Source organism: Clostridium sp. C8-1-8, from assembly GCF_009928445.1.
Classification (GTDB): Bacteria; Bacillota; Clostridia; order Clostridiales; family Clostridiaceae; genus Clostridium_AR.
The window spans coordinates 91,181-113,710 of sequence record NZ_JAABNO010000013.1; the positions used below are offsets into that span (position 1 = coordinate 91,181).

20 protein-coding genes are annotated in these 22,530 nt (G+C 32.6%); all 20 read right to left on the reverse strand.

All coding sequences use genetic code 11. The features are described 5' to 3' along the window. Positions 1-17: 17 nt before the first annotated feature. Positions 18-458: an FHA domain-containing protein gene (locus tag GXK57_RS14360; RefSeq protein WP_160677689.1), complete on the reverse strand. Its 441-nt coding sequence runs from the start codon at positions 456-458 to the stop codon at positions 18-20. 530 nt (positions 459-988) lie between these two features. Beyond that, positions 989-1,321, reverse strand: coding sequence for a phosphoribosyl-ATP diphosphatase (gene hisE / locus GXK57_RS14365; protein ID WP_279285507.1), 333 nt, complete (start codon positions 1,319-1,321; stop codon positions 989-991). 161 nt (positions 1,322-1,482) lie between these two features. Beyond that, positions 1,483-1,788, reverse strand: coding sequence for a phosphoribosyl-AMP cyclohydrolase (hisI, locus tag GXK57_RS14370; RefSeq protein ID WP_160677693.1), 306 nt, complete (start codon positions 1,786-1,788; stop codon positions 1,483-1,485). A gap of 31 nt (positions 1,789-1,819) precedes the next feature. Then, the gene (gene hisF / locus GXK57_RS14375) at positions 1,820-2,581 is read right to left on the reverse strand and encodes an imidazole glycerol phosphate synthase subunit HisF (RefSeq protein ID WP_160677695.1); all 762 of its coding nucleotides are present in this window, start codon (positions 2,579-2,581) and stop codon (positions 1,820-1,822) included. Between the two features lie 17 nt (positions 2,582-2,598). After that, positions 2,599-3,321, reverse strand: coding sequence for a 1-(5-phosphoribosyl)-5-[(5-phosphoribosylamino)methylideneamino]imidazole-4-carboxamide isomerase (gene hisA / locus GXK57_RS14380; RefSeq protein ID WP_160677697.1), 723 nt, complete (start codon positions 3,319-3,321; stop codon positions 2,599-2,601). After that, positions 3,318-3,920 (reverse strand): imidazole glycerol phosphate synthase subunit HisH, encoded by a 603-nt coding sequence (gene hisH, locus GXK57_RS14385; RefSeq protein WP_160677699.1) that lies wholly within the window; start codon positions 3,918-3,920, stop codon positions 3,318-3,320. The genes hisA and hisH overlap by 4 nt, the downstream gene beginning before the upstream one ends. A gap of 233 nt (positions 3,921-4,153) precedes the next feature. Further along, positions 4,154-4,741: an imidazoleglycerol-phosphate dehydratase HisB gene (gene hisB, locus GXK57_RS14390; protein WP_160677701.1), complete on the reverse strand. Its 588-nt coding sequence runs from the start codon at positions 4,739-4,741 to the stop codon at positions 4,154-4,156. Positions 4,742-4,745: 4 nt separating this feature from the next. Beyond that, entirely contained in the window at positions 4,746-5,807 is a 1,062-nt protein-coding gene (gene hisC, locus GXK57_RS14395) for a histidinol-phosphate transaminase (protein WP_160677703.1), read from the reverse strand. Further along, positions 5,800-7,089, reverse strand: coding sequence for a histidinol dehydrogenase (gene hisD / locus GXK57_RS14400; RefSeq protein ID WP_160677705.1), 1,290 nt, complete (start codon positions 7,087-7,089; stop codon positions 5,800-5,802). Before hisD ends, hisC begins: the two co-directional genes overlap by 8 nt. Next, positions 7,082-7,738, reverse strand: a complete 657-nt coding sequence (gene hisG / locus GXK57_RS14405) for an ATP phosphoribosyltransferase (RefSeq protein ID WP_160677707.1) — start codon at positions 7,736-7,738, stop codon at positions 7,082-7,084. Before hisG ends, hisD begins: the two co-directional genes overlap by 8 nt. Next, the gene (gene hisZ, locus GXK57_RS14410) at positions 7,725-8,975 is read right to left on the reverse strand and encodes an ATP phosphoribosyltransferase regulatory subunit (protein WP_160677709.1); all 1,251 of its coding nucleotides are present in this window, start codon (positions 8,973-8,975) and stop codon (positions 7,725-7,727) included. The genes hisG and hisZ overlap by 14 nt, the downstream gene beginning before the upstream one ends. A gap of 501 nt (positions 8,976-9,476) precedes the next feature. After that, entirely contained in the window at positions 9,477-12,299 is a 2,823-nt protein-coding gene (gene uvrA / locus GXK57_RS14415) for an excinuclease ABC subunit UvrA (RefSeq protein WP_160677711.1), read from the reverse strand. A 347-nt stretch (positions 12,300-12,646) separates the two neighbouring features. Next, entirely contained in the window at positions 12,647-14,617 is a 1,971-nt protein-coding gene (gene uvrB / locus GXK57_RS14420; RefSeq protein ID WP_160677713.1) for an excinuclease ABC subunit UvrB, read from the reverse strand. Positions 14,618-14,955: 338 nt separating this feature from the next. Next, a complete protein-coding gene (locus GXK57_RS14425; RefSeq protein ID WP_160677715.1) occupies positions 14,956-16,227 on the reverse strand; it encodes a PDZ domain-containing protein in 1,272 nt (423 codons plus the stop codon). 12 nt (positions 16,228-16,239) lie between these two features. Next, complete coding sequence (locus GXK57_RS14430) at positions 16,240-17,529, reverse strand: S41 family peptidase (protein WP_160677717.1); 1,290 nt, start codon at positions 17,527-17,529, stop codon at positions 16,240-16,242. An 81-nt stretch (positions 17,530-17,610) separates the two neighbouring features. Then, a complete protein-coding gene (gene ftsX, locus GXK57_RS14435; RefSeq protein WP_160677719.1) occupies positions 17,611-18,501 on the reverse strand; it encodes a permease-like cell division protein FtsX in 891 nt (296 codons plus the stop codon). Then, entirely contained in the window at positions 18,491-19,177 is a 687-nt protein-coding gene (ftsE, locus tag GXK57_RS14440; protein ID WP_160677721.1) for a cell division ATP-binding protein FtsE, read from the reverse strand. The genes ftsX and ftsE overlap by 11 nt, the downstream gene beginning before the upstream one ends. A 228-nt stretch (positions 19,178-19,405) precedes the next feature. After that, positions 19,406-20,254 (reverse strand): YitT family protein, encoded by an 849-nt coding sequence (locus GXK57_RS14445; protein WP_202127730.1) that lies wholly within the window; start codon positions 20,252-20,254, stop codon positions 19,406-19,408. A 36-nt stretch (positions 20,255-20,290) separates the two neighbouring features. Continuing rightward, entirely contained in the window at positions 20,291-21,145 is an 855-nt protein-coding gene (locus GXK57_RS14450) for a YitT family protein (RefSeq protein ID WP_160677723.1), read from the reverse strand. 482 nt (positions 21,146-21,627) lie between these two features. Then, positions 21,628-22,476 carry a YitT family protein gene (locus GXK57_RS14455; RefSeq protein ID WP_160677725.1) on the reverse strand — a complete coding sequence of 283 codons (849 nt, stop codon included), beginning with the start codon at positions 22,474-22,476 and terminating at the stop codon, positions 21,628-21,630. Positions 22,477-22,530 lie beyond the last annotated feature (54 nt).

The window sequence follows — 22,530 nt, forward strand, 5'->3', positions numbered from 1 at the left end:
CCTGACAAAGTCTGTTTTTAATCTATAACTCTAAAAATAGTACCTCCGAATTTTATTTCATCCTCAACTTTTAACTTTACTCTTCCTGTTATCTTATCATCATTAACAAAGGTACCATTTGTACTATTAAGATCCTCTAAAATAAAATCATCATTTCTTAAATATAACTTTGCATGGTGGCCCGAAACAAATTGATCGTTCAAAACTATGGAGTTATCCTCTCTTCTTCCTATGGTTATGCTATTCATAACGGGTATCACAGATCCAGGTTTAAGGTCATGATTCTCTAGAGCTTTAATAACTTCAATTCCATGAACCTTCTTTGATTTGCTAGGTCTCCTTTTCCCACCTGTTTTAACATCCTTGTACATTATTTTTAGAGCATAATAAATAATTACGTAAAGAATAATTATAAAAATAACTCCAAAAATTACACTACTTATTTTCTTAAAATCCATATTTTCACCTCAAATTATCTTTAACCAGTATTATCCTATATTTTATTCTCTTCTTTCTCCATATTGATTATACAATAAAAATCATCTTAAATCATGACAAAATGCAATTCATACGTTTTCATATAAAAATTTTATATTTTCTTAAGATATTAAAAAATAGTTGAGGCAACCTTCTTTATTTTTTCTACCATATATGCATTTAGGTTCACACAGATTCATATAAAATAAAGGCTATGTTTAATAATATTGTTGAAATTAAGTGGTTATGAAGGAGATGCTATATGAGAGAGCTATTAGAGCAAGCTCATCTAAGCATCGGGTGATTGACCACTTAATTTCAAAACAGTACTTTAACAGAGCCAAAATAAAAAGCCCTAAGTTTTAATAATTTTATGAATAAAGTAATATAAATTCAGCCTTTTTACTGTATAATATATTTATAACACATTATATTGATGCCCTTTAATTAAAAAAATCACTAATGCTATTTTCATTAGTGATTTTTTTAATATGCACGTATTTAATTATCTTTATAAAACCTCTATATCTTTTCTTTCGCTCTTTAGATTACCCATCTTTTTACTTCTTCTATCTAACTCGGTATATATTTCTTCAATTTCTATACCCATATCAGCCATTAAGACCATAGTGTGGTATAACAAATCGCAAACTTCACTAATGCCATTTTCCTTATTATCATTCTTTCCTTCTATTATTACCTCAGTACACTCTTCTCCTACCTTTTTCAATATCTTATCTCTACCTTTTGAGAATAAGTAGTTTGTATAGGAACCTTCCATAGGGTTATCTTTTCTTAGCTTTATAACTTCATAAAGTTTTTTAAGAGAATCGTCCATAGTTATTCTCTCCTCCAAATCTATATTTAATATATGCTTACTTGCTGTTCGCAATAAAACTGAGATACCTAAATTTAAACCGTCTACAGATGCTTATCCACAATTTTATCTTTTTTATGCTTTACTAGACAACAAAATATAATTTTCTAAAGAACAACTTAATACTTCTATAAAATCCTTCTATAAAAGCAAGTTCTCTCACCTGTGTGACAAGCAGCACCTATTTGCTCTACCTTAATCAAGAGAGTATCTTCATCACAATCAATACAAATTTCTTTCACCAATTGAAAATGTCCTGAAGTCTCCCCCTTATTCCATAGTTTATTTCTTGATCGACTAAAGAACCAGGTGGTCTTTGTCTCAATAGTTTTCTTGTAAGATTCTTCATTCATATATGCAAGCATTAGGACTTCCTTAGTCCTTTCATCTACAATTATCGCAGGTACCAAACCTTTTTCAAAATTAGGTTCCATAAAACTCCTCCTAGTAATAAAGTTATTAAACTTATATCCTAACCTCAATATTGTCTCTTTTTAGATATTTCTTTACATCACTAATAGAAGCTTCTTTGTAGTGGAATATAGAGGCAGCTAGTGCTGCATCTGAATTAGTCTTCTTGAACACTTCACTAATGTGTGATATTTCTCCACACCCTCCTGAGGCTATTACAGGTATATTTGTAGCGCCACATATGGCATTTAAAAACTCAATGTCGTACCCATTCTTAGTACCGTCTGCGTCCATACTTGTTAATAATATTTCTCCTGCGCCTCTTCTAGCTACTTCCTTAGCATACTCTATAGCATCTACCCCTGTATCTATTCTTCCACCATTAATAAATATATTCCATCCACTTTCATCAGCTCTTTTCTTTCCATCTATGGCTACCACGATACATTGCTCTCCGAAAAGTTCTGCACCTTCTGATATTAAATTAGGATTTCTTAAAGCTGCAGAGTTTATAGAGATCTTGTCAGCACCAGCCCTAAGTATTACTTTTATATCTTCTATAGTACTTATGCCCCCACCAACAGTTAGAGGAATAAAAACTTCGTTAGCTGTTCTCTCAACCACATCTATCATAGTTTTTCTTCCTTCATGACTTGCAGTTATATCAAGAAAAACCAGTTCATCTGCACCTTCATCATTGTAAAGCTTAGCTATTTCAACAGGGTCTCCTACATCTTTAAGTCCTAAAAAATTAATTCCCTTGACTACTCTCCCCATCTTAACATCCAAGCAAGGTATTATTCTCTTTGTTATCATTATAAATCCCCCCTTTATCAATCTTCTTTTGTGAGACTTATAGCCTTATACAAATCCAAGTTTCCTGAATATATAGCCTTCCCAGTTATAGCTCCATATAAATCTAACTTCATTAATTCTCTAATATGGTTAAGATCCTTAACTCCTCCAGATGCTATTATCTTCGAAGCAAGTATATTGTCTTTTAGCTGCTTAAGCATATCTAAGTTAGGACCTTCAAGTGTTCCATCCTTAGATATATCAGTAACAATAAAGGTCTTTACTCCCAATAACTCAAGCTCTTTTGCAAAGTCAATATAATTCTTCTCTGTAACTTCAACCCATCCCTTAATAGCCACATAACCGTTGGAAGCATCTATTCCTACAGCTATGCTTTCTCCATATTTATCTAAAGCTAATTCTAAAAGCTCTTTATTACTAACAGCAGAAGTACCTAATATCACTCTTTTTACACCAATGGAAATTAGGTTTTCTATTGCCTCTATAGATCTTATCCCCCCGCCAACTTCAACAGGGATGTTTACACTCTTTACAATATTCTCTATGATGGGCAAATTAACTTGTTCACCCCTAAAAGCACCATTTAAATCAACAACATGTATGAACTCCGCTCCTTGTTCCTCAAACTCTCTTGCTATATTGATAGGGTCTTCTGCTACTACATGTGTACTGTCTTCTTCTCCTTTATAAAGCCTCACACACTTTCCATCTTTTAGATCTATGGCAGGCAATATTATCATCTTATCAGCCCCTTTAGGTTTTTTAATATATTAAGTCCCACTTCTCCACTTTTTTCAGGGTGAAATTGAAAGCCTATTACGTTTTCCTTTGAAACTATAGCAGGTACTTCTATCTCATATTCAGCATATGCGTTCACATTAGCCTCATCCGTCTGGGCGTAAAAGGAATGAACAAAATACACATAACTTCCTTCAGTTACACCTTTCAGTGTCTCACTATGAACGTTAAATTTTAGCTTGTTCCACCCCATATGTGGCACCTTTTCCTTTATATCAAACTTTTTCACCTGCCCGTCTATTAATCCTAACCCTTCTGTATATCTAACTTCATCACTAGAATCAAATAGTAATTGCATTCCTAGGCATATACCGATAATAGGCTTGCCACTTTTAACCTCTTCCTTAAGAAATAAATCAAGCTCTCTCTCCCTTAGGTTAGCCATAGCCGCTGGAAAGGCTCCTACTCCTGGAAGTATTATTCCTTTACTAGCTTTTATCTGTTTCACATCGCTAGTTATATTTGCTTCTATTCCTAGACTCCAAAGAGCTTTTTCAACACTTCTCAGGTTTCCTATACCATAATCTATAATTGAAATCATTATTTCACCTCATTTACTTACCTTTATATAAGGTAATGTTTCCGATTATTGTTGAAATCAACTGGTTTAAAATTCGCTAAAGCGACCTTCTTTAGTGAATTTTTGTTGCGCATCTGCCTTTTCTGAACGTATGTGAAGAAATTCTGGCAGGCGACATAATCTTTTTTACTGTTTACCATAACTAGGTTTAGCTTGAAAAAAAATTTATACTTTCTTTAACAGTAAAAAATAGCTTATAAAACTCCCTTTGTAGACATAACACCTTTTATTTTTTCATCATAAGATACAGCCTCTCTAAGAGCTCTTCCAAAAGCTTTGAAAAGAGCCTCTATCATATGATGATTATTTTTACCGTACAAAACCTTACAGTGAAGGGTTATACCACAATTAGCCGCTACAGCTCTAAAAAACTCTTCAGTTAACTCTACGTCATAAGTTCCCAAGGTCTTACTAGTATCTATAGGTGCATCAAAAACCAAATAATCTCTTCCACTTAAATCTAAAGATACTAAAGCTAAAGCTTCATCCATTGGTACATAAGAAGTTCCATATCTCTTTATACCCATCTTATCTCCCATTGCATCCTTTAATACCTTGCCTAAGGTTATGCCTACATCTTCTACTGTATGATGTCCATCTATATACAGATCGCCCTTAGCTAATATTTTTATATCCATAAGAGAATGCCTGCTCATCAAAGAAAGCATATGATCAAAGAATCCAATTCCAGTATTTATTTCATAAACACCGTCTCCATCTACTTTCACACTAACTTCAATATCAGTTTCACTTGTTTTTCTTAACATCTTCGCTTCTCTCATATAATCAAGCTCCTAAAAAATCATTAATTTTTTTAACTAATACAAGGTTTTCATCACTGCTTCCAACAGTAACTCTTATACAATTCTCTAATCTCCCCTTACCAAAGAATCTTACTGCGACTCCCATACTTTCTAAGTACTTATAAAGGGCTTTTGCTTCCTTAAATTCTATTAACATAAAGTTAGTACTACTAGGATATATCTTAAAACCAAATCTTTTTGATAATTCCTTCAAGGCCTTTTCCAATAAATCTTTTTCTTTTAAAATAGCCTTTATATTAGCTTGGAGCAAATCCTTATTGCTAAACAATAATGTACCTATCTCCTGTGTAATAGCATTAACATTGTAAGGAGGTTTAACCTTGTATAACTCCCTTAATAAAATTGGATTTGTTATTAAGAAACCTAATCTTAGAGCTGCTAATCCTATTTTAGATGCAGTTCTAAGCACTATTAAGTTATCATAATTATTTATTTCATTTATCAAAGTCTCTCCGTAAAACTCAAAGTAAGCTTCGTCTACAACTACTATAGAGTTTACTGAAGCTACAACTCTTAATAGTTCTTCCTTACTAATTACGCCTCCAGTTGGGTTATTAGGCACCGATATAAATACAACTTTAGGTTTTTCCTTATTTATATAATCTATATATTCTTCTATGCTTAAAGAAAAGTCATCCTTTAACTCATACTCTATTACCTTGGCCCCATGTAAAACCCCATAGACTTTATACATAGAAAAGTCTGGATTAAACTTTATAACCTTATCTCCACTATTTACAAAGGTATTACATATTATTGATATAAGTTCATCTGATCCATTTCCTATCATTATGCTTTCTTTGTCAGCACCTGAATAATCACCATATACATTTCTCAACTTTTCCCCTGTTGGTGATGGATACCTATTTAAATTAATTTCTCTAATTATGGATAACATCTTTTTTTCTAATTGTTGTCCAATATTTATAAAGCTCTCATTTGCATTTAAAATAACACTACAATTGCTCTCTTCTGCCTCATATGGTTTAAACTCACTTAAATCTGTTCTAAACAAACTATTCATTCTCAACCCTCACTCTAATAGAATTGCCATGGGCGTCTAATCCTTCAGCCTTTGCAAGTATTATTATACTTTCACTTAAAGCTTTAAGAGCATCTTCTGTATAGTATATATAACTGGACTTCTTTACAAAATCATCTACTGACAAAGGTGAAAAAAATCTAGCTGTTCCATTGGTAGGTAGAACATGATTAGGTCCAGCCATATAGTCTCCTAAAGGTTCTGGGCTATATTGTCCTAAAAATATAGACCCTGCATTTTTCACTTTACCTAGATACGCCAAAGGATTTTCTATCATTAATTCTAAATGCTCAGGAGCGATTGCATTTGATAAATCGATAGCCTCCTCTAAAGAATCAACAATAAGCATTCCACCGTAATTTTTTAAGGAAGCTTCTATTATATCTTTTCTGCTTAAGTTCTGAAGCTGTTTAAATACCTCACTATTAACTTGATTTGCAAGCTTCTTACTTGTTGTTATAAGCACTGATGAGGCAAGCTTATCATGTTCAGCCTGAGACATTAAATCCGCTGCTAAAAATCTTGGGTTTGCTTTGTCGTCACATACAATAGTTATCTCACTTGGACCAGCTATCATATCTATGTCTACTTTTCCATAGCACACCCTTTTAGCTAAAGCTACATATATATTGCCAGGACCTACAATCTTATCAACCTTAGGAATAGACTCTGTTCCGTAAGCAAGAGCTGCAATCGCCTGAGCTCCTCCAACTTTATATATTTCACTTACTCCAGCTAGCTTGGCAGCTACTAATATATTTACATCAATACTTCCATCCTTTCTTGGAGGCGTCACCATAACTATATTTTTTACCCCAGCTAGCTTGGCAGGTATAACATTCATTAGAACTGAAGACGGGTAAGCTGCACTTCCACCAGGAACATAAACCCCTACATTCTCTAAAGGTATTATCTTTTGTCCCATCATAACCCCATTCTCTTCTGTACTTATCCAGGACTGCCTTATTTGTTTTCTGTGAAAATACTCTATATTAGCTATTGCTTTTTCTAATGCAGCTTTTATATCAATTGAAACATTTTTAAAAGCCTCTTCTATCTCTTTTTCACTAACCTTCATATCACAGAGACTTATTCCATCAAACCTCTCTGTATAATCTCTGACAGCAGCATCCCCCTCTGATCTTACCAAACTTATTATATTTTCAACGGTCTCTAAGGCCTCTTTGCTATCTTCTTCACTTCTTTTTTTCATCAAATCTAGGAATTGGTCAATTGATTTTTTATCTTCATATATCTTAATCATTTTTAACTTCTCCTTCACTTAAAAGTAGAAATTTCTCTATCTTATCTATCAGGTCTAACACTAAGTTCTTTTTCATCTTCATACTAGCTTTATTGACAATTAATCTTGCACTTATATCACAAATCTTATCAAAGATTATAAGTCCATTCTCTTTAAGAGTGGTTCCAGTCTCTACTATATCAACTATAGCATCAGCTAAACCTAATATTGGGGCAAGCTCTACAGAACCTTCAATCTTTATTATCTCTACATCTTCACCTTTTTCTCTAAAGTAATCATGAGCTACTTTAGGGTATTTGGTAGCTATAATTTTTCTTTTATAACTAGGCAAAGTGCTGAAGCTCTCAAGGGATGCAAGGGCAAAAAAGCATTTTCCCTTATTTAAGTCAACCACCTCATAAAAATCCGGATTATTTTCTAAAATCGTGTCTTTACCTACTATGCCCATATCCACAACTCCATGCTCTACATAGGTTATTACATCTTGGGCCTTTGCTAAAACAAATTCTATAGGATAGTTTTCACTTTTTAATATTAGCTTTCTGCCTTTGTTCTTTAATTCATTTGTATCAATACCTATACCATCAAAAATACCTATGGCATCTTTTTCAAGTCTGCCTTTAGTCAGTGCTATTCTAATATTGCCCATTTTTAAACATCTCTCCTATAAAAACTCCTTTAGGATTTAACCTGTACTCAATTACTTCATTTCTGTTTACCTTCATTATTCTCTGTATACCTTTAGTTCTGCAATAATCTGCTACTTCTTCAAAGTTTTCTTGAATATTGAGTTGCCAATTACTATTGCTTTTATTTAATAAATTAATTATTTTTATTGCATTAGCATAAGAATCTTTTTCAAAAAAAATTACCCCAGTGACTTCCTCCTGCTTTTTAAGCTTTTCTCTCTCATATAAAAGTTTTTGTACTTCATCTACATTTATGGCTAGACCTGCCGCAGCACTAGCTTCTCCAAACTCTCCAACCAAACCATCATATCTTCCACCGCTAAGGATCTCTTCTCCAAGCTCTTTTATATAGCCTTTAAATATTGCTCCTGTATAATAGTTAAAACTTTGTATCATAGCAAGATCTAAAGATATATACTGTGAGTATCCTAAGGATTCTAAAGTATTGTAGATATATCTTAAGTCCCTTAAGGCATTTAAAGCTTTTTCTGAGTTCACTAGCTCTTCCGCTTCAGTTATTACATCCTTTCCACCAAATAACTGTGGCAGTACTTTAAGAAGCTTATACTGGTCCTCATCTAATTTATCTCTTTTAGTATTTAAAAAAGTGTACAATGAGCCTAAGTTCTTATTCATTATAAGACTTTCAAGTTCCAATACTTCTTCCTTATCAAAATTTAAAGTTTCAAGTATACCCTTAAAGAACTTACATTGCCCTATTTCAATTTTAAATTCTTCTATGCCAATCTCCTTAAAGGTATCTATAGCTGTTAAAATCAATAATATTTCTGCTTTTATATTAGAAATACCTATTATTTCTATACCACATTGAGTTATCTGATTATTTCTTCCATGGTTATGCTCGTTTGCCCTATAAACATCTCCAACATAACTTAACATTGCATTTCCAGTCTTTAGTTTTGTGGAATAGACTCTTGCAATTGGAATTGTTAAATCTGGTCTTAAAGTAAGTATTCTGCCTTTAAAATCTACTAATTTATATATCTTTTCATCATCTATTGGATGATTTGAAAAATTAAAAACATCATAAAATTCTAGAGTTGGTGTTTGTACTTCATTAAATCCATACCTCTTAAACACCTTTCTGCATTTATATATAACTTCATTTTTCACTTCACATTGATAAAACAAAAGATCCTGAGTTCCCTCAATCGCATACTTTCTCCATACATTCATAAAAATAGCCCACCTTCTTCACCGCTCTATTGCTTTAATATGCTAAATTAATAAATCATTAAAACAATAGTACTATAAATAAAATATTCTGTCAATATACAGAATTAAGTGATTTATATTGCCTATAAGTTATATAATTCCTTGATTTCTATATATTTAACTATCTATATAGGAATTAATTCTTCACATAAGGTTATATTAATAGCATAAGGAACATGGTAATATAAAAAGCCGCAGTCTACGTGGACTGCAGCTAAAGTATAGAGTAACAATTAATCTTACTGTCAACTTAACCATACGGATCTAAACTTGAACATTTTGTTGATTGAATATCTTCAAAAACCCTCGAGGGCCCTGTCCTATGAACTTGAAAGATTAAACTCAATATTGAGTTTTATCAAGCTGATTGATTATCTTTACTTGTGCCTCAAATATTACTTATGTTCCTTTTAATATATTAAAGGGTTCAGTATAATACTGAACCCTTTAGTTATATAATTTTTATAAATATTTTTTAAGATACTTTCCAGTATATGATTCTTCAACCTGTACTATCTTTTCTGGAGTTCCATAGCATACTATGGTACCACCCTTTTCTCCACCTTCTGGACCAAGATCGATTATATGATCAGCACATTTTATCATATCTAGATTGTGCTCAATAACTACTACTGTATTTCCGGCATCTACCAGCCTTTGAAGAATTTCTACAAGTCTACTTACATCATCAATATGGAGTCCTGTAGTTGGCTCATCTAGTATATAAAGCGTTCTGCCTGTACTTCTCTTTGAAAGTTCCGTTGCAAGTTTTATTCTTTGTGCTTCTCCGCCTGACAACTGAGTTGAAGGCTGACCTAATCTTATATAACCTAGTCCCACATCTTGGAGAGTCTTAAGTTTATTAAATATTCTTGGTATGTTTTCAAAATAATCAAGCGCTTCTTCCACTGTCATATTTAACACATCATCAATATTCTTACCTTTATATTTAACTTCTAAGGTTTCCCTGTTATATCTCTTTCCCTTACAAACTTCACAAGGCACATATACATCAGATAAAAATTGCATTTCTATCTTTATTATACCATCTCCACTACAAGCCTCACATCTTCCACCTTTAACATTGAAAGAAAATCTTCCTTGCTTATAGCCTCTCATTTTAGCTTCTGTTGTATTTGAGAAAAGTTCTCTTATTATATCAAAGGTTCCAGTGTAAGTAGCTGGGTTAGAACGTGGTGTTCTTCCTATAGGACTTTGATCTATATCTATTATTTTATCAATATTTTCATAACCTAATATTTCTTTATGAGCTCCTGGAATAGCCCTTGATTTATTTACTATCTTGTGAAGGCCTTTATAAAGTATTTCGTTGACCAAGGTACTTTTCCCTGATCCTGACACACCAGTAACCATGGTAAGTGTTCCTAGTGGAATCTTAACATTAACATTCTTAAGATTGTTTTCCTTAGCCCCTTTTATAGTTATAGAGTTACCGTTGCCCTTTCTTCTCTCACTAGGCACTTCGATTTTCTTCTCACCAGTGAGATACTGACCAGTTATTGAATCCTTAGTATTCTTTATAACATCTAGTGGGCCAGCAGCTATTATTTGCCCCCCATGTTCACCAGCACCTGGTCCAATATCAACTATAAAATCTGCTTCTTTCATAGTATCTTCATCATGCTCAACTACTACAAGAGTATTTCCCAGGTCTCTTAAGTGCTTTAGCGTAGCAATAAGCCTATCATTATCTCTTTGGTGAAGACCTATACTTGGTTCATCAAGTATATATAGTACCCCCATCAATTGGGAACCTATTTGAGTTGCCAATCTTATTCTTTGCGCTTCTCCACCTGATAAAGTACCAGAACTTCTTGCTAGGTCTAGGTAATCTAATCCAACATCTATTAAGAACTTCAATCTTGAATTTATTTCTTTAACTATTTGTTCACTTATAGTTTTATTTTTATTTGATAAGTCCAATGAATTTATAAACTCTAATTCATCTCTTATACTCATCTTTGTAAATTGATTTATGTTTTTATCTCCTACAGTAACAGCCAAGGCTTCAGGCTTTAGTCTAGCGCCCTTACACTTAGGGCAAGGATTGTTACTCATGTACTGCTCTATATCTGACTTTATAGCATCAGAATTAGTCTCCATATACCTTCTTCTTAAAGAGTTTATCTCTCCATCAAAAGCATGATTGTACCTACCTAATATTCCTTCTTTAGTGTAGTCTACTTCTACCTTCTCTCCATTTGTTCCATAGAGTAGCAATTCAACTATTTCTCTAGGAAGATCTTTTATAGGAGTATTCAAATCAAATTTGTATTTTTTTTCTAAGGATTTTAGAACCGAATAAGTCCAAGCTCCTTCAGCCAATCTTCCTTCACCCCAAGAAGCTATAGCACCTTCCATTACACTCAATTCTTTATTTGGTATAACAAGATCTTCGTCAATCTCCATCAGAGTACCAAGCCCATCACAATGATCGCACTTTCCAAAAGGAGTATTGAAAGAAAATAGTCTTGGCTCTAATTCATCTATACTTATCCCACATTCTGCACAAGCAAACTTCTCACTAAATAATATATCTTGCTCACCTACAATATTAATTATAACTAACCCCTCAGCTAACTTAAGAGCTGTTTCTAAGGAATCCGTAAGTCTGCTTTCTATATCATCTTTAACAACCAGTCTGTCTATTACAGCCTCTATAGAATGCTTTATATTTTTTTCTAACTTAATTTCATCCTCTGACAAGTCATAGATTTCTCCATCTATTCTAGCTCTTACAAACCCATTTTTCTTTATATTTTCTAAGACCTTCTCATGAGTTCCTTTTCTTCCACGTATTATTGGAGCCAATATTTGTATCTTAGTTCTTTCCTCAAAGTTCATTACTTTATCAACTATCTGATCTATACTTTGTTGTGATATCTCTTTTCCACACTTTGGACAATGTGGTGTACCAACTCTGGCATAAAGTAGTCTTAAATAGTCATATATTTCAGTTACAGTACCAACTGTTGAACGTGGATTTTTACTAGTAGTCTTCTGATCTATAGATATTGCTGGCGACAAGCCTTCTATAGCCTCTACATCCGGCTTATTCATCTGTCCTAAAAACATTCTAGCATAGGCTGAAAGGGACTCTACATACCTTCTTTGACCTTCTGCATAAAGTGTATCAAAGGCTAGTGAAGACTTTCCTGATCCTGATAGTCCCGTAAACACAACCAGTTTATCTCTTGGAATCTCTAAAGATACATTTTTTAGATTATGTACTTTAGCACCCTTTATTACTATCTTATCCTTCATATCATTTCTCCTTGCTTATGTATTATCTATCAAATTTATACTTTATCATTGGTCAAAGTACTTAGTTACTATTTTTAATTATTTCATGATTCCGCAAATTCTAACCACTATAAGAAATATTGGTTAAAAATAAAAAATTGAACATAAGTTCGCATGTAACTATTTTAATTCTTTAAATTTTATAAGTCAACTTTTAGTTCGAGATTTTACAAATAAAATGGTGGTAAAAAAGCTTAAAAACCCCTAAGTATTTTAATATATACCTAGGGGGTAAATATAAAGCATATTATTATAATTTACGTTAAGACTTCTTATTAACCCTAAAACAACTTATTAATCTGCTATCTTTAAGCTTTCTTCTTTAATTCATTTATTAAATCTCTTAATTCAGCTGCTCTTTCAAATTGTAAGTTCTTTGCAGCATCCTTCATCTCTGCCTCATATTTAGCAATAAGAACCTTAGGATCTTCATCAACCTTATTGGCTTTAACTGCCTTATACTCTACTTGCTCTTCAGATACCTTAGTGGCCTCCATAACTTCTCTAACATCCTTAATAATGGTTGTTGGCACGATTCCATGTTCCTCATTATACTTCATTTGTATTTCTCTTCTTCTATAAGTTTCCTTAATAGCCTTATCCATGGACCTAGTTATTGTATCAGCATACATTATTACTCTACTCTCAGAATTTCTGGCTGCTCTACCTATAGTTTGTATCAGTGAAGTTTCAGACCTCAAGAAACCTTCTTTATCAGCATCTAGAATAGCAACTAGTGCAACCTCCGGTATGTCAAGACCTTCTCTTAAAAGGTTTATACCTACTAACACATCTACCTCACCAAGTCTAAGAGCTCGAATTGTCTTCATACGTTCTATTGTTTCAACATCTGAGTGCATATATGTAGTATTTACTCCTAAATCTTTCAGATATTTAGTTAAATCCTCCGCCATTCTCTTAGTCAGTGTAGTAACAAGAACCCTAAATCCATTACTTATAGTCTTCTGAATCTCACCATATAGGTCATCTATCTGTCCCTCAACGGGCTTTACGATAATTTCTGGATCTAAAAGACCTGTAGGTCTAATTATTTGTTCAGCAATATTTGTGGCATGGTCTACTTCATACTGTGCTGGAGTGGCAGATACAAAGACCACTTGATTTATCTTCTGCTCAAATTCCTCAAACTTAAGTGGTCTATTGTCATAAGCACTTGGCAATCTAAATCCGTACTCAACCAAAGCTGTTTTTCTAGATCTATCTCCGCCGTACATAGCTTTTACCTGAGGTAAAGTAACATGACTCTCATCTATAAAAAGTAAAAAGTCTTCTGGGAAGTAGTCTATCAGAGTTTTAGGTGGAGTTCCTGGATCTCTACCATCTAGTATTCTTGAATAGTTCTCTATTCCGCTACAGTAGCCTACCTCTCGTATCATTTCAATGTCAAAGTTCGTTCTTTGTCTTAATCTTTGAGCTTCTAAAAGCTTATCCTGTGCATTTAACTCTTTTAATCTATCTTCAAGTTCATCTTCAATCCTTCTTATGGATGCATCAATCTTTTCCTTAGAAGTAGCAAAGTGGGATGCTGGTGAAATCGATATATGGCTTCTATCCCCTATTATTTTTCCTGTAAGCACATCAAACTCTCTAATTCTATCTATTTCATCTCCAAAAAACTCTATTCTAATGCCTTTATTTGAATAAGATGCTGGTATAATATCCAAGGAGTCTCCTCTAACTCTAAAGGTTCCTCTTGCAAAATCTATATCATTTCTTTCATACTGTATCTCAATAAGCTTTTTTATTATGTCATTTCTATCTTTAACCATACCAGGTCTTAATGAAATAGTTAACTTAGAATATTCATCAGGGTCTCCAAGACCGTATATACAAGATACTGAGGCTACTATTATAACATCCCTTCTTTCTAGCAATGCAGAAGTAGCTGAATGTCGTAGTTTATCTATCTCATCATTAATAGATGCATCTTTCTCTATAAACGTATCCGTCTGTGCTACATACGCTTCTGGTTGATAATAATCATAGTAAGATACAAAGTACTCAACTATGTTATTAGGAAAAAACTCTCTAAATTCTTCGCATAACTGAGCAGCTAGAGTTTTGTTATGTGCTAATATCAGAGTCGGTCTTTGAACTCTGTTAATTATATTTGCCATGGTAAAAGTCTTACCAGAGCCTGTTACTCCAAGGAGTATTTGCCCTCTGTCACCATTGTTTAATGATTTGACCAAACTATCAATCGCTTGAGGTTGGTCTCCAGTCGGCTTAAATTTTGATACTATTTTAAATTCTGGCATAAGTATACCTCCGTACATACATTCGTATAATCCTATTTTATTCTTTTATGCATTTTCAAGTCAATAGTAAGTATAATAAAATACAAGTATAAAATACCATTTATCTAAAATCACAATATATTTATCAAAAACTCATCTTCTTTAGCTCTATTAATATTAATTTTTAATCCTTATAAAGTAAAAACCTAACAACAATGTAGTATAGATATACATTATAGTTAGGCTTGATTTCGAGATGCACCACTTCATATTGAACTTATACTTTTAAACTCCCCTCTCAGAAGACAGCGGAGGTTTAAAAATAGATTTCGCATTGAAGTGGTACATCTTTATTAATATTACTTATCTTTATTTTTCAGCTTATCTAAAATATCATTAAAGCTTTGCTTATCGTAATTTATCATATCTTTATCATTGACAACTTTAGGAACTAATATAACTCCTAATCTCTTATTGTCTACTTGATTTATTAATATATTTTTTACAGATCCTTTTCTATTTTTTATCTTCATATCTACAGTTAAATAACTTTCTTTTATAAGCTTATATGCATGAATTTCATTAACTACCTTTTCTTCGTTTATAGCCAGAATCTTATCGCCACTCTTTATCCCAGCATTTTGGGCTGGTGAATTTGGTGATACATCAAGTATAGAGATTCCTTCCTCATCACTTACGAATACTGGTTCTTTTCTTTGCTCTATAACATTCTGATATTTCAACATAGCTTCATGAGCTAGCGGCATTAAGACTAGGCCCACAACTTGGAATACAAGTCCAAGATTACCAAGTTGTCCAACTAAAATCATTATTAATCCATATAAGAATATCCCTACTCCAGAGCCTCTAACTTTCTCCTTCTTATTACTGGTAAAAGTAACAGAGGAATAGCCTATAACTCCATAGAACGGAACCAAAGATATCACTGCCGTTTCCATTATTTTTTTAAAGCTTTCACCTTGAATAAGTGGCCACCAGCTTGGGTTTGCTATCTCCACTGTGCCAGTATCGATAGTACCTTTCATTAATATAATTAAGGCTAGTGGTATCGCCCAATGCCTCTTTAAAGCAAACCCACCAAGTATTCTGCCATCTTTGTTAGTAAATACAGGTATAGCTCCTCTATCACCATCGAAGCTTACTAATATTCCTTCAATTATATGTAACACACCTACAAAAGTGATTAAAGAGACTACATTAATATTTAGAGGTGATTCCATCTTCATTGATGCATATATAGAATTTAATATTATAGTTACAATTCCAAGCAAAGCTGCAGAGTATGAAAAGCAAAAAAATCTTGGTTTATAAAACATTAGTAAAAGTGATACCATAAATAAAATACCAATTCCAGAGTTTTTATCAAACACAACCCCAAGATATGTAAGTATTATACTACCCAAAGCTCCCGCAAGTATCCCTAATACTATCTGTGATAAAGTAAGTTCTAGGGGAGAGTTGAAACTCTCCCCTAATATCATTCTTTGCATAAATGAATTTTTTCTATTTTGCATATAGAACATTACAGCAAGTAATGTTAATATCAAGGCATATTGGGGGTCCACAATTGCATAAGCTAGAGATCTAAGGGTATATATCGCTAAATCCATGTGGATATCCTCCTATTTCATCTTTTCTTGTAATACCTCAAATGCTTTACTAAATTGAGGATCTTTTGATCTATCATATGGTTTTGAGAGTAAATCCTTTGGATACTCAACCACTATATCAGGCTTAATACCCTTTTTATGAATATTTTCACCACTTGGTGTGTAGTACTTAGAAATAGTCACCTTAAGTGCAGTACCTTTATCTAGTGAAGGCATATATTTTTCCTTATATGGTGTATCATCACTAAACACCACTTGAACAATACCTTTTCCAAAGGTTGTTGTTCCTATAAGAGTTCCTATCTTATAATCTCTTATTGCACCTGAAGTTATCTCTGAAGCACTAGCAGAATTACCATTCACTAGCACAACTAAAGGCATTCCTATTGCTATACCACCTTTTGATTCACTTTTGTTTTCATTTTTATATTTATCTATTGTGGATACTATAGTCTTTCCCTTTGGAATGAAATTTGATACTACATTTACGCACTCATCCAGATAGCCACCTGGGTTGTCTCTTAAGTCTAATATCAAGCCTTTCATACCTTTGCCTTCAAGCTCTTTAAGTTTATTAGTGAAATCCTTAGATGTATCTTCTTCAAAACCAGCTATCTGTATATATCCAGTTTTACTATCTATCATCTCACCTTTTACTGAATCGATTTTTACCACATCTCTAATAGCTTTAATATCAAAAGTTCCTTTGCCATCTCTTGAAACAGTAAGCTTAACTTCAGACTTAGTAGTTCCTTTCATCATAGAAACAGCCTTATCAAGTTCCTTGCCAGATACTGCCGTATCATTAACTTTTAAAATAATATCTCCTGGTAAAAGTCCAGCTTTCTTTGCGGGTGAATTATCAAAAACTCCTGAAATTGTAATCTTATCATCTTTGGCCTCTACTTGAATTCCGAGTCCCATATAATTTCCTTTACTTTGTTCAGCAAAACTTTGATAATCCTTCTTATCCATAAACACTGTATATGGATCTTCTAGAGCTTCTGTCATACCCTTTATAGCACCTTCAACCAGCTTAGAATCATCTATAGGACCATCATAATTTTTGTAAAGAATATCTCTTACTTCAAATAAAGACTTAAACTTTGATAAATCATTTACTCCTGAAAGTGACGCTGCAACTGCCTTATCACTTAATGCAGGGGTAAAGCCTTTAAATGCTACTAGATTCCCTAAATAAAATGATCCTGCATTGGTAGCTAATAATGCGACTACAATTATAGCTACTACACCTAATCTCTTTTTATTAGTCTTCTTCTTATCTTCGCTGTCATTGCCCATATGTATTCACCCTTTCTTAGCAACTGTCTTTCCTATAATTATATTCTTGTCTTAATAATTTATTCTATTCTTATTTTTAAATTATACTACCAAGAACTTCCTTAAAGCAATAATACTTGCGAATATACCTATTAGAGCTCCGGAAATGACGAACTGCCAAGACATCATTGTTAAAACATAATTTGGATTAATCAAATTAGCTGTTATAAGTTGAGCTGTTATTTTGTAATATACTTCTTTATAGGCAAAGAATAATAATATATTAGATATAACTGCACCTACTACGCCGATAACAACTCCCTCAAGTATAAATGGCCACCTTATAAACCAGTCTGTAGCACCAACAAACTTCATTATTCCAACTTCTCTTCTTCTTGAGTAAACTGTCAATTTTATTGTATTCATTATCAAGAATAACGATACTCCAATTAAAACTACAAAGATAATAACGCCTACCCATCTTATAGTTTTAGAAAATGCTGCAATCTTATTTACTAAATCTTGATCATTTCCTATTTCTTCTATACCCTTCATACCCTTAACTTCATTTATTACCTTTTGAGTGTTTTCAGGTTTGTCTATCTCTACCATATATGAATCTGGTAATGGGTTGGTCTTAGTGTCATACCCCTCTAATAAAGATGCATTATCCTTTAACTGCTTTTTAAACTTTTCTAATGCCTCTTCTTTTGATTCGAAGGTTACATCCTTAACTCCATTAACAGCTCTTAGCTTTACCTCAATATCTCGTTCATCAGTTAAAGTTATATCTTTATTTAAATATACTTGTATTTGAATCTTTGACTCTACGCTATTAACTGCATTATTTACATTTAAAGCGGCTAGCATGAATACACCAAAAACAAATAGAGTTGCTAAAACTGTAGCCATAGAAGCTATGCTTATGGTTCTATTTCTTCTTAAACTTTTAAACGCATCTGATATAAAATATTTTATAGTACTAATCTTCATAGATATACCTACCTTTCATTTCATCTCTTGCTATAGTACCTCTCTCAATAGCAATAACCCTCTTTTTCATAGCATTAACTATATCTTTAGCATGAGTAGCCATAACTATAGTAGTACCTGCTTTGTTTATATCATCTATAAGCTTCATTATTTCTTTAGCTGTTTCAGGATCTAGGTTTCCTGTTGGTTCATCTGCTATTAATACTTGAGGATTATTTACAATAGCTCTTGCTATAGAAACTCTTTGTTGCTCACCACCTGACAATTCATTTGGGAACATCTTATATTTATGAGACAGTCCAACCAAAGAAAGAACAAGCGGAACTCTTCTTCTAATTTCTCTAGAAGAAGCCTCAACTACTCTCATGGCAAAAGCTACATTTTCATAAACATTTAAAGTAGGAATTAATCTAAAATCTTGAAACACCATTCCAATTTTTCTTCTATAAAAAGGAACTTGTCTCCTCTTAATGGATGCAAGGTCTGTTCCATTCATAAATATATTTCCATTAGTAGGTTCAATTTCCTTTAATAACATCTTTATAAAAGTAGACTTTCCAGCTCCACTTGGTCCTACAAGGAAAACAAATTCTCCTTGATCAATCTGCACATTTACATCCGATAAAGCTTTTACATTATTATTATAAACTTTATTTACACTCTTAAATTCAATCATATAGACAACTCCTTAAAATTGTTTTTTCGACGGTAATTTATCTAATGCTACAAATACACAAAATAATTATAACATAAGTATTAATGTAGTTGCGTTTGTTTTTATGAATTCTTTATTAACTTACCTTAGGGAATTCTAGGAAAAGTTGTTGTAACATCCTTATTTACTGACCTTAGACTATAAGAAAATTTTAAATAAAAAAATATATATTATTGCATATAAGTATAATTATTCCTCATCTATATCCCTAAATCCTTCTCCAAGAACCTCTCTTGCATCAGTTACTGTTATAAATGCATTAGCATCTATTTCTCTTACTTTGTTCTTCAGAACTATGAATTGTTTTCTATTTACTACAGTAAAAAGCATAAATGTTTTTTCTTTTGTGTAGGCACCTCTTCCATCTAAATAGGTGCAACCTCTTCCTAATTCACTCATAATAAATTGAGCTACCTTTTCACTTCCACTGCTTATTATAAAAACTGCTTTTGCTATAGTAAATCCCTCAATTACATTGTCAACAAGTGTTCCTGTTAAAAAGACACTTATTAGTCCAAACATTCCTTTATCTGCTCCAAAAGCATATATTGCAAGAATTGTAACAACAAAATCTGACAACAGCAGTGATTTACCTATATCTATATGTAAGTACTTGTTCAATATCTTAGCTATTATTGAAGTGCCTCCAGTTGATGCATTTTGATTAAAAACTATTGCAAGACCAAGAGCCTGAATTGCGCTTCCAACAACTACTACAAGTATATAATTTTCAGTAAATGGTTTTGGAATAATAAAAGTATCAAAAACCCATAGCAAGCCTGATAAAGCAAAAGTAGCATAAATACTCTTTGCGCCAAAGCCCCCACCTATAAAAATAAAAGCTATTATAAATAGAATTATATTAAACAATATCATTAGCAGACCTACTGATATTCCTGTAAGCTTATTAATAACAATTGCAAGCCCTGATACCCCTCCTGCAGCTATATCGTTAGGAAAAAAGAAGTATTCAAGTGATATGGTTATCAAAAGAACACCAAATGTTATATAAAGATATTTCTTTAAAATTTTCATCATATGTTCCTCACACTTTACAGATATATGTTATATACTCTACATATTACCTATGTCTTTAAATCCTTCTCCCAAGACCTCATGTGCTTCACCAACAGTTATAAAGGCTTTTGAGTCTATTCCTTTTATATATTCTCTAAGTTTTATAAACTCGGTCCTGCCTACAACTGTATATATTATAAATGTATCTTTTCCAGTATATCCTCCAACGCCTCTTAAAAAAGTACATCCTCTACCTAATTCATTCATTATAAACTGCCCTATATCCTTGTTTTTTCTACTTATTATAGTAACTTGTTTAGAAGTATTAAAACCTTCAATAACCCTGTCAATAGCAATTCCGTTTAAAATTACAGATAGTAACGCATATAAACCTGCATCAAGCCCAAATGTGATAGCTGCCAATAACGTAACTATGAAGTCTACAGAGGATAGGGATTTTCCTATATCAACATGAAAAAACTTATTTAGTATCTTAGCAATTATATCTGTACCGCCAGTAGATGCGTTGGTATTAAAAACTATAGCCATTCCTATAGCTGATAAAAAGGTGCCAAATATAGCTGCTATTATTAAATCCTTGGTAAGCGCTTGAGGATTAAAAAACTTTTCAATTATCCACATTATTAGTGATAATCCAAAAGAGGCATATATAGTTTTAGCTCCGAAATTCCCTCCAATAAAGATAAATGCGATTATAAACAATATTAAATTCATAACCAAAACCAGTGTACCAGTAGACGCGAATGGTAGATAGTGATTAATAACTATAGCCAGACCGGTTACACCTCCTGCAGCAAGGTTATTTGGAGCATAGAGATATTCAACAGCTATAGCTACCAAAAGTATTCCTATGGTTATGAGAATATAGTCTTTCAGAAAATTTTTACTCATACTACAACTCCCCCTATTAACATTTTACATATACTATAGATATATATTTATAAACCTTTAATAGAATACAGATATTACGAATTTTATACTTATCGTACTATTGTATATTCATAACACTTATTCTCTCTTAAAAAATTAACTTTTATCCATCATAGGTAGTTTAAAGGTTATGTTGTGCAACTTTGCAATAAAATTTATAAATTTAAATAAGTAAAAGCCACGCATGAAAGAATTTTAACTTTCTTTTATGCATGGCTTTTATTTTTGCAGTTAGCTTTTGCCTATTTTTCAGAAGCTTATTTATTAATTTTATAAGTAAAAATACTATGTACTTAAATCTTACATACTTAGGCCTAGTTCCTAGTTATGTGATTAACTAAGGCCCGGTTTTTTAATTGTGGAATGAACTTAAGCCCAGTTTTTTAATTGTGGAATGAACTTAGGCCCGGTTGTCAGTTGTGGACTGAACTTAGGCCCGGTTGTCAGTTGTGTATATCTTTAAAACCTTGTCCTAATACTTCGTGAGCTTCACTTACTATGATAAAAGCATCTTTATCAGCTAACTTTATGTAGGTTCTCAACTTAATTAATTGAGTTCTATCCATTACGCAGTATATAACCTTTTTCTCTTCATTAGTATAGCCACCTTTACCTTCAAATACTGTGCAGCCTCTGTTTACTTCATTTACTATGTACGACTTTATAACATCACTTTTATTTGTAAATATAGCTACAGCTTTTGCTGAATTAAAGCCTTCAATAACCTTATCAATTATAATACCATTTAGCATAACACAGACAACAGCGTACAATCCTTTGCTTATTCCAAAAGTCATGGCACATAGAATAACAACAATTATATCTACTGATTGCATACACCTTCCCATATCCCAATGAAAGAACTTGTTTAGTATTTTAGCTAATATATCTGTCCCTCCTGTGGATGCGTTTTGAGAAAAGACAATACCTAAACCAATTCCAAGCATTGTGGTTCCAATAACAGCAGCCAGCATTGGATCTGTAGTTAAAGCATGAGGTTTTAAAAACTTTTCTATGACCCACATTGAAAGTGATAACCCAAAAGCTGCATATAAGGTTTTTCCTCCAAAATTACCTCCAACAACAAAAAATGCAACTATAAATAGAATTATATTCATTATTATCATTAACAGTCCCATTGGTATGCTTGGTATGTAATAATTTATAACCATAGCTATACCAGTTATTCCACCACCTGATATATTATTAGGAACATAAAAATATTGAACTGCTATAGAAACTAAAATAAACCCTAATGTTATTATAAAAAATTCCTTAATCTTGTCATTCATATAACTTCTCCTTCTTCTAATGTAAAAAGTCTCACAATTTGCTTTATAGCAAAA

Coding starts and splice junctions, on each gene's coding strand:
- GXK57_RS14360 (WP_160677689.1), bottom strand. CDS start 458: ATGGATTTTAAGAAAATAAGTAGTGTAATTTTTGGAGTTATTTTTATA.
- hisI (WP_160677693.1), bottom strand. CDS start 1,788: ATGGAACCTAATTTTGAAAAAGGTTTGGTACCTGCGATAATTGTAGAT.
- hisF (WP_160677695.1), bottom strand. CDS start 2,581: ATGATAACAAAGAGAATAATACCTTGCTTGGATGTTAAGATGGGGAGA.
- hisA (WP_160677697.1), bottom strand. CDS start 3,321: ATGATAATATTGCCTGCCATAGATCTAAAAGATGGAAAGTGTGTGAGG.
- hisH (WP_160677699.1), bottom strand. CDS start 3,920: ATGATTTCAATTATAGATTATGGTATAGGAAACCTGAGAAGTGTTGAA.
- hisB (WP_160677701.1), bottom strand. CDS start 4,741: ATGAGAGAAGCGAAGATGTTAAGAAAAACAAGTGAAACTGATATTGAA.
- hisC (WP_160677703.1), bottom strand. CDS start 5,807: ATGAATAGTTTGTTTAGAACAGATTTAAGTGAGTTTAAACCATATGAG.
- hisD (WP_160677705.1), bottom strand. CDS start 7,089: ATGATTAAGATATATGAAGATAAAAAATCAATTGACCAATTCCTAGAT.
- hisG (WP_160677707.1), bottom strand. CDS start 7,738: ATGGGCAATATTAGAATAGCACTGACTAAAGGCAGACTTGAAAAAGAT.
- hisZ (WP_160677709.1), bottom strand. CDS start 8,975: ATGAATGTATGGAGAAAGTATGCGATTGAGGGAACTCAGGATCTTTTG.
- uvrA (WP_160677711.1), bottom strand. CDS start 12,299: ATGAAGGATAAGATAGTAATAAAGGGTGCTAAAGTACATAATCTAAAA.
- uvrB (WP_160677713.1), bottom strand. CDS start 14,617: ATGCCAGAATTTAAAATAGTATCAAAATTTAAGCCGACTGGAGACCAA.
- GXK57_RS14425 (WP_160677715.1), bottom strand. CDS start 16,227: ATGGATTTAGCGATATATACCCTTAGATCTCTAGCTTATGCAATTGTG.
- GXK57_RS14430 (WP_160677717.1), bottom strand. CDS start 17,529: ATGGGCAATGACAGCGAAGATAAGAAGAAGACTAATAAAAAGAGATTA.
- ftsX (WP_160677719.1), bottom strand. CDS start 18,501: ATGAAGATTAGTACTATAAAATATTTTATATCAGATGCGTTTAAAAGT.
- ftsE (WP_160677721.1), bottom strand. CDS start 19,177: ATGATTGAATTTAAGAGTGTAAATAAAGTTTATAATAATAATGTAAAA.
- GXK57_RS14445 (WP_202127730.1), bottom strand. CDS start 20,254: ATGATGAAAATTTTAAAGAAATATCTTTATATAACATTTGGTGTTCTT.
- GXK57_RS14450 (WP_160677723.1), bottom strand. CDS start 21,145: ATGAGTAAAAATTTTCTGAAAGACTATATTCTCATAACCATAGGAATA.
- GXK57_RS14455 (WP_160677725.1), bottom strand. CDS start 22,476: ATGAATGACAAGATTAAGGAATTTTTTATAATAACATTAGGGTTTATT.